Source organism: Acidobacteriota bacterium, assembly GCA_003225175.1.
GTDB lineage: Bacteria > Acidobacteriota > Terriglobia > Terriglobales > Acidobacteriaceae > Gp1-AA112.
The window spans coordinates 3,173-10,130 of sequence record QIBA01000131.1 but is presented as its reverse complement, the minus strand read 5'-3'; the positions used below and the strand labels follow the sequence as shown (position 1 = coordinate 10,130).

4 protein-coding genes and 1 pseudogene are annotated in these 6,958 nt (G+C 52.3%); 3 read left to right on the top strand and 2 right to left on the bottom strand.

Annotated features, from left to right (window positions below):
• Window positions 1-60 precede the first annotated feature (60 nt).
• On the top strand, window positions 61-264 hold the full coding sequence (locus DMG62_23545; GenBank protein PYY20489.1) for a hypothetical protein: 204 nt from the start codon (window positions 61-63) through the stop codon (window positions 262-264).
• A 1,505-nt stretch (window positions 265-1,769) separates the two neighbouring features.
• Here DMG62_23545 and DMG62_23540 read toward each other — a convergent pair.
• A pseudogene (locus DMG62_23540) lies at window positions 1,770-2,858 on the bottom strand (sulfatase).
• Between the two features lie 505 nt (window positions 2,859-3,363).
• Here DMG62_23540 and DMG62_23535 point away from each other — a divergent pair.
• Window positions 3,364-3,960: a hypothetical protein gene (locus DMG62_23535; GenBank protein PYY20488.1), complete on the top strand. Its 597-nt coding sequence runs from the start codon at window positions 3,364-3,366 to the stop codon at window positions 3,958-3,960.
• A gap of 288 nt (window positions 3,961-4,248) precedes the next feature.
• Here DMG62_23535 and DMG62_23530 read toward each other — a convergent pair whose 3' ends face one another.
• Window positions 4,249-4,545 carry a hypothetical protein gene (locus DMG62_23530; protein ID PYY20487.1) on the bottom strand — a complete coding sequence of 99 codons (297 nt, stop codon included), beginning with the start codon at window positions 4,543-4,545 and terminating at the stop codon, window positions 4,249-4,251.
• Window positions 4,546-4,884: 339 nt separating this feature from the next.
• Here DMG62_23530 and DMG62_23525 point away from each other — a divergent pair.
• The coding region (locus DMG62_23525) for a hypothetical protein (protein PYY20490.1) at window positions 4,885-6,958 on the top strand (2,074 nt) is incomplete at its 3' end.

Sequence of the window (6,958 nt, the reverse complement as noted above, 5' to 3'; positions counted from 1 at the left end):
GTGGCAATTCGCGTAAAGTTTACGCCGTCTGTGCTACGTCCAATGTAAAAACCCTGTTCATTGTTTGAATTGTCCGTCCAATTCAAGTTGATCTGGGTGGAGGAACCGACGGTAAGCACAAGGTTACTGGGCGCAGCAGCAGTGGTACAGGTGGGGGTGGGGGTGGGAGTTGAGTTCGGGGTGGCTGTTGCGGTTGCTGTGGGTGTCGGGGTGTATGTGGAACTTGGAGTTGGCGTTGTTGTAGGAGTTGCTGTTGGCGTTTGAGTCGGCGTTGCATTCGGACTAGGAGTGGGCGTACCGGTTGGACAAGCGCCGGATTGTGAACTCACAGTGTTCGAATATGGCGAGTCGCCATTGGCATTATACGCTCTCACTCTAAAGTAGCGTAATCCGGCAGATACCTGGTGTGACGTGTAAGTCGTGATATTCGCCGATGTGGTTGCGATCTGATTGAACGTCACGTTATCGACGCTTCGCTCAATCTTAAATCCCGTCTCGTTGTTCGAATTGTCTATCCACGAGAGGTTGATATCCAGACATCCGGCAGCGGTGGCAGATAGATTTGAAGGAGCAGCGGGAGTCAAACCAGGCGACGGAGTCGCTGTAGGAGTAACTGTTGGTGTGGGACTTGAAGTTGGCGTTGTTGTAGGAGTTGGTGTTGGTGTTTGAGTCGGCGTTGCAGTCGGGGTCGGTGGCGGGGTTGCGGTTGGCGTCGGGCTCGGGTTTGCTCCTGGAGCCACCACGAAGTGAGAGTTGCTGCTGGTTGCCAGGGTAAGCGGGTCAATTGTGCCCGACGTGACGAGCGCCGAGAGATCAGCCGTTGATGTTGCAACGCAGTACTGTACACCCGTTCCCGCCGGCTGGGCGGGGATTGTCGCTGAGTAATTCAGTCCCGAGCCAGCCGCCTCGACAAGGTGCGATCTGATGAAAAAATCCGCTGACCAGCGAAGGTAAATTCGCTCCTCTACAGATTTCGGCTGATTTGTGAGAATACCGATCGTGACGGAATCGTCGGACGTCGGCGTTGTTGGTGTCTGCCCATTCAATCTCACTAATATTGGAGGAGCAGAAGTTTTCATAACTGCGAGCTTCATACTGGCCCCTATCTGATTAATCCAATCGAGGATCCGGAAGGAGTAGTAGTATCCATCTTGCAAGGAGATGCTGTTGGTCGGTGCCAATACACTGCCGGAAAAGAAGGGGACTGAGGTAGTGCCATCGACGTTTATTGTTACTCCTCCCCATTGCTTCGAATAGCTGTTGCCGCCTACCAAAGCGAAAGAATGAAGTCCCGGAGTCGTATCACCGCCGGTTGTGCCCACATGGATTGTATTAGTAAACCAGTTAAATGCGTCCGGTGTTCCCTGCGCCCCAGGCGCGGTGATTCTTGTCAGCCTCCAGGGAAACGTCGTGTCACCTTTATTGTAGCCATTCCAATCTCCCGCCAAAACCAGTGGAAGAATGTTCACGTCGTTGTTATTCAGCCACAGAGGAGGAATTGTCTCACTATTCCATTGATTGTATAGGCTTTTCAGGGTGCTGACCTCGCCAGGTTGCGCCCCTGCTAAATTCTGGGTTTCTCCAATATCGGTCTGCAAATTGTACAGCGATGCAGGCTGACTGGTCGTGCCTCTTGCCGCCACGAGTTTTAGCACACCACTGCGGACTGCCCATATGGTGTCTGGGGATCCGCCCGAAATACCGGGCGCTGACGGCGGGTCGCATGGTATTAAATTGAACCCGTCGTAGACACGATCCGCCGGCAATTGAACCCCGGCCGCAGCCGCTGCTGTAGCGACGATGTCCAGCGACGAGACCGGCTCATTGTAAACACTCTGACCCGGCAAGCGCCCCGTCCACTGGACAGCGAAAGGCACGTGAATACCACCCTCTAGCACGTTGAATTTGTAGCCTCGAAGGGGATAGTTCCGGGAGCGATTGTTATTGTCTCCTCCATTGTCACTTAGGAAGAAAACTAACGTATTACTGAGCAGATTTTGTCCTTGCAGCGCTTGCAACACTTGCCCGACGCCGTCGTCCAGCGCAGTCGCCATCGCCGCGTATGTTCGCCGGTTGGGGTCGGTGATGTTTGCAACCCGGTCCATATAATTCTGAGGAGGAGTGTCAAACGGCGAGTGCACCGCATTGTAAGCTAGATAGAGAAAAAAGGGTTCTGTCGCGTGGCGATTGATAAAAGACACCGCCTCTCGCGTGAAGGCATCGGTCAAATAGGCCGGTTCCGTGATCTGCGTCGTGCCCCTAAGCAGCGTCGCGTTGTAGTAGGACGACGCAGCTCCGAGAAAACCGAAGAACTCGTCAAAACCCCGTTGCATAGGATGAAAGTTCGGTGCCAAGCCTAGATGCCATTTGCCGACCGCACCGCAAACGTAGCCTGCTGGCTGGAGTATTTGCGCTAGCAACAATTCCTGCGCAGGCACTCCCAGTCGCGGATTAGCCGCGTCATCGGTCGGTTGATTTTCGTGTCCGAACCGCTGCTGATAGCGGCCAGTGAGCAAAGCGGCTCTCGATGGGCTGCAAAACGGGTGCGTCACGTATCCGCTTGAGCAGCGAACCCCGTTAATCGTCAGGGAATCGATGTTCGGTGTCGGGTAATCTGGGCAGCCATTGAAACCTACGTCCCCGTAACCCAAATCGTCTGCCAGAATTACGATGATATTCGGTTGCCCCGATTGTGCCAACGCCGAGGGGGAGACCAAAGCACAGGCGCTGAGTACGAAACCCAGAAGAAATTTTCTGAAAGTGCGTCGCCGTCGTAAGAAAAGATCAGCCGGAGCTGTTTCGCGCCCGGAGTTTTGGAAATCTGCTGACAGATCGAAGAAATCCTCGGGGGATTGCATGTAGAACCGGTAAGAATAGGATGCGCGAACTGGTCTGTCTATTATACTTTAGTATAATATGGGAAAGGCCCGTGAACGTTGTAGCCCGTGCGTCATTTGGACCCCGTTGACATCATTTGTCATTGCTGTGTGGAGAACAAAAGAAGCACAATCGGCCCAATGAAGTACTGGGAAATCATCGGGACAATCTCAGCAAACCCGGTTGGAGTTGTGACTGTATCTCAGTGATTGATTCCAACGCGCAAGCAATCTGGTCTCTAACAGACCGCACAAGCCGGGCATTCTTACAATTTAACCAGCCAGTATAAGACTTTAAAGCACAGTAACTTAGAGCGATACAATCAGATACTGCACTCCAGGTGTCGGAATAATTTACATTTTAGACCTCGTTAGAAACGGCGGCTATGTCTGGCATTATAAAAACCGTTCGCATTTAAGATGCTTATGCTTATTATAGGGCTCTTACATTTGTAAGGATCTGGTCAGATGAGCGTTGGTCTATGGTATGCTTACCCGTCTATTGGAGCGTGAGGCGAAGAAAGCGCCCTCTGATTGCAAAATGAAAGCGAAACTAACAATCCTACTCATCGCGCTGACCAGCAGCGCACACGCAAACTTGATTGATCTAACACCGGGAGCGTTCAATATAAACGAACCTTGGCCACAGCCGGTGATACAGTTCTTCTCACACCAGTTCGGCAACGGAAACGGCTTTCAGTTCTTGGCCGGAGCAAATATCAAGGACGGCCAAGTCGTCTGGTCGCCATTTACCATCTTTGGCTCGGATAACTTCGGGATTATCCTCCAAGATCCCGCAAACGCCCAAGTGTCTTGGAATCTTACCAACACGGGAGGTTACTTCCTGCAATATGTCTTGCTAGAGGGCGCTAACGGGATTGACAACCTCTTCGGACTCAGAGGGCCGGGTTTCCAGTTCGAGGGCGGAGGACTCGTTACTATCGACGGCTTAACCGCCATACAAGCCATCATCTTCGCAGGGCCAAATGTTGTGCCCGAGACACTGAACACGGGCTTGCTTCTATTCTTCGCCGTTTCAGGACTCTTACTCACGTATAAATTACGACGGCGTAAAATTGCCTGAACTCAATCGAGGCGACATGGCTCGCATGGTTCTGGATTGCGACGGAGTTGACGTAATAACGAGTGAGTTAATTGGCGACGTTATGATGATTGGCCGTGCGCCGTCACACAATCCGGTCCGGCGCGGTGAACAGGGATTTTCCGACTCGAATCTTCCATCGAGTACGGCGGTACAAAGCCAACATCGAAGGAGCGTCTTGCACCTCGCCCAAACTAGGGTTGCTGCTGAAAGGATCAGCATTGCAAATGGGATTAGAAAACGGAGTGCTTTCATTTGCTACTTCGTTACTTAGTCGTGATCTGCGAAGGCGAGTTGACGATGATTTCCGGTTTGCCCTCGTACAACTGAATCCTTGCCAGACACAGCCACGGTTTTGCCCTCGTATTGCTGTGGGTTCGAGAGTTGAGCGACGCTGCTAGGCGGAACAAAGGCGGTGAAAGCTTGATTCGGGTGTTTGCCACCCATGTTCAAGACAATGTTGCCTTTGCCGGACCGGTGAACGCCTTCGACCTCGTCCGTTACCGTTGCAGTTGCCGACGTGTTTTGCCGCCTCCCTAGCGGTGTACGTTGCCGGAGCTTGGGCAATTGCTAGGACGGCAACCGCTTCCACCAGAGACGCAACCACTGTTTTCGTTTTCATAGCGTCGCCAGATTAGGTAAAACCAAGTCTAAATGTCGAGAATCAAAATCGCCGTCGCGCTGGGTGCGGGACTCGGTATAACGATGCTCGCAAGTCTGGCTGCAATCCAAACTGTCGAAGACACCGAGCTTAGAGACTTAGACGTGACGGGATGGGATTGCTATTCAATCCGAGGGGACTGCACAAAGGCAGGAGGCCAGAGAGTGTAATCGGATCAAAAACCGCTGGCCGGTGGATCTGTCCTTGTTTACGGTCGAGCCACTCGATACGGCTGGGTTGCTAAAATGGCGATTAATACAGCTAACCTTTTTTGGGGACGCCATTGCTCAACCAGCTATTCTCCAACCACAGGCCGCTGGCAAAAACCCTTCGGCTACGATAATGGCACAAAAGCATTGACTAGCCGCAAGGAAATGCCCCACTCTTATTGGATCATCCCCCGCTTTGGTTCACTCATTTTGCCGCTGATTCTTTTGGCGATAATCAGCTCCGTTTCTGCCGCCCAACTGCCTGCCGTTGCTTCATTCGCTGGCAACGCCCAACATACGGCCATCTATCAGGTGCCGAGCCAAAACCTCAATACGATTCACTGGTCAACTACGATCGATTTCAACAACTCAGGAGCGCAAGCGCACTACGGCGCGCCTTTGATCAGTTCCGCGAACACGGTGATTGTTCCGGTAAAGACGGCCAATAATGGTTTTCAAGTTGAGGCTTTCGACGGGGCCACTGGCGGCGCAAAGTACACCCTCAGCACCGATTATGTTCTTCCCTCCCACGGCTGGATTCCCGTTTATCAACCAACGTTAGCTTCCGGGCCTTTCGGCACGCGTTTATACTATGGAGGGGCGGGAGGAACAATTTACTATATTGATAACCCGGATTCTTCCGCACACGGGGCGGCGGTTCGCAAAGTCTTTTATACCAGCTTGTCTAACTATCTGGCCAATGCCGCCGGTTTTAACTCCAGTATCTTTGTTAATACGCCGATCACGGCGGACAGCAGTGGCAACATTTTTTTTGGTTTCCGGGTCCAAGGCACCGCCCCGGCACCTTTGAGCACAACGCAAAGCGGCTTTGCCAGAATCGATGCTAGCGGTAACGCATCCTATGTTCTAGCTGGCAATGCGGCAAACGACAGCAATATAGGTCGAGATTCCCATAACTCGGCGCCGGCTCTGAGCTACGAGGAAACGACGCTTTATGTAGTAGTCAAGTCAAGCAGCACCCAGTACTACGGATATCTGCTTGGCTTAGACAGCAGCACCTTGACCACGAAGTACAAAGTGTTCTTAAAAGATCCGCGTAACGGCAACAATGCTGCAATTCTCGACGACAGCACCGCGTCCCCCACCGTTGCTCCGGATGGGGACATTTATTTTGGAATCATGAGCAATCCCGATAATGGGTCGAGAGGCTTCCTTTTGCGCTTCAGTAGCGAGCTCAGCGTCCAGAAAGTTCCGGGAGGATTTGGATGGGATTACACCGCAGCCATTGTGCCAGCTACAATGGTGTCTTCGTATTCAGGCGTCTCTTCCTATCTGATCTTCTCGAAATACAATAATTATGTCAGTGCAGATGGCAACGGGGTCAACAAGATAGCCCTGCTCGATCCCAATGCTACTCAGATTGATCCACATCCATCGGCTAAAGGTCTGGTCGAGATGCGGGAAGTATTTACGGTTCTTGGTCCCACTCCCGACGAAGAGTTTTATTCAAGCTCATACCCTTACGCGGTGCGCGAATGGTGTATTAACACCGCTGCCGTCAATCCTCCCACCAATAGCATCTTTACTCCGAGCGAGGACGGCCACCTTTATCGTTGGAATCTGGTCACGAACTCGTTGTCTCAAGTCGCTTCACTTAGTCCGGGCATCGGTGAACCATATGTTCCGACTGTTATTGGCCCGGACGGGACTGTTTATACGCTTAACGGTGGGACCCTTTTCGCGCTCGGCAATTTAAACGGAGTTGATGTGGCGCTTAGCTCTAGCGTCCCAGACACTCGTAGTGTGATTGCAGGGCAGTCACTCATTTTTACGGCAGCTGTGACCAACACGGGAGCATCCGGATTTACTCCATCCGGCACCGTTACCTTTCGAGACCTCACCTATCAGAATCTAACACCGATTACGACGACGTTGGCTTCTAACGTTGCCCTAGACTCGAATGGACAGGCGACGGTACACACCTCGAGCCTGACGGCCGGTGGACCGTTCCTTGGGAATCATTTTATCACGGCCACCTACAATGGAGATGGCAACTTTAGTGGCGGCAGCGTAACCTTAATTCAAAAAGTTCACGCCAGCGCTTCGACAACCACGGTTACCTCTTCTCCGAATCCATCTGGTCCTGGCC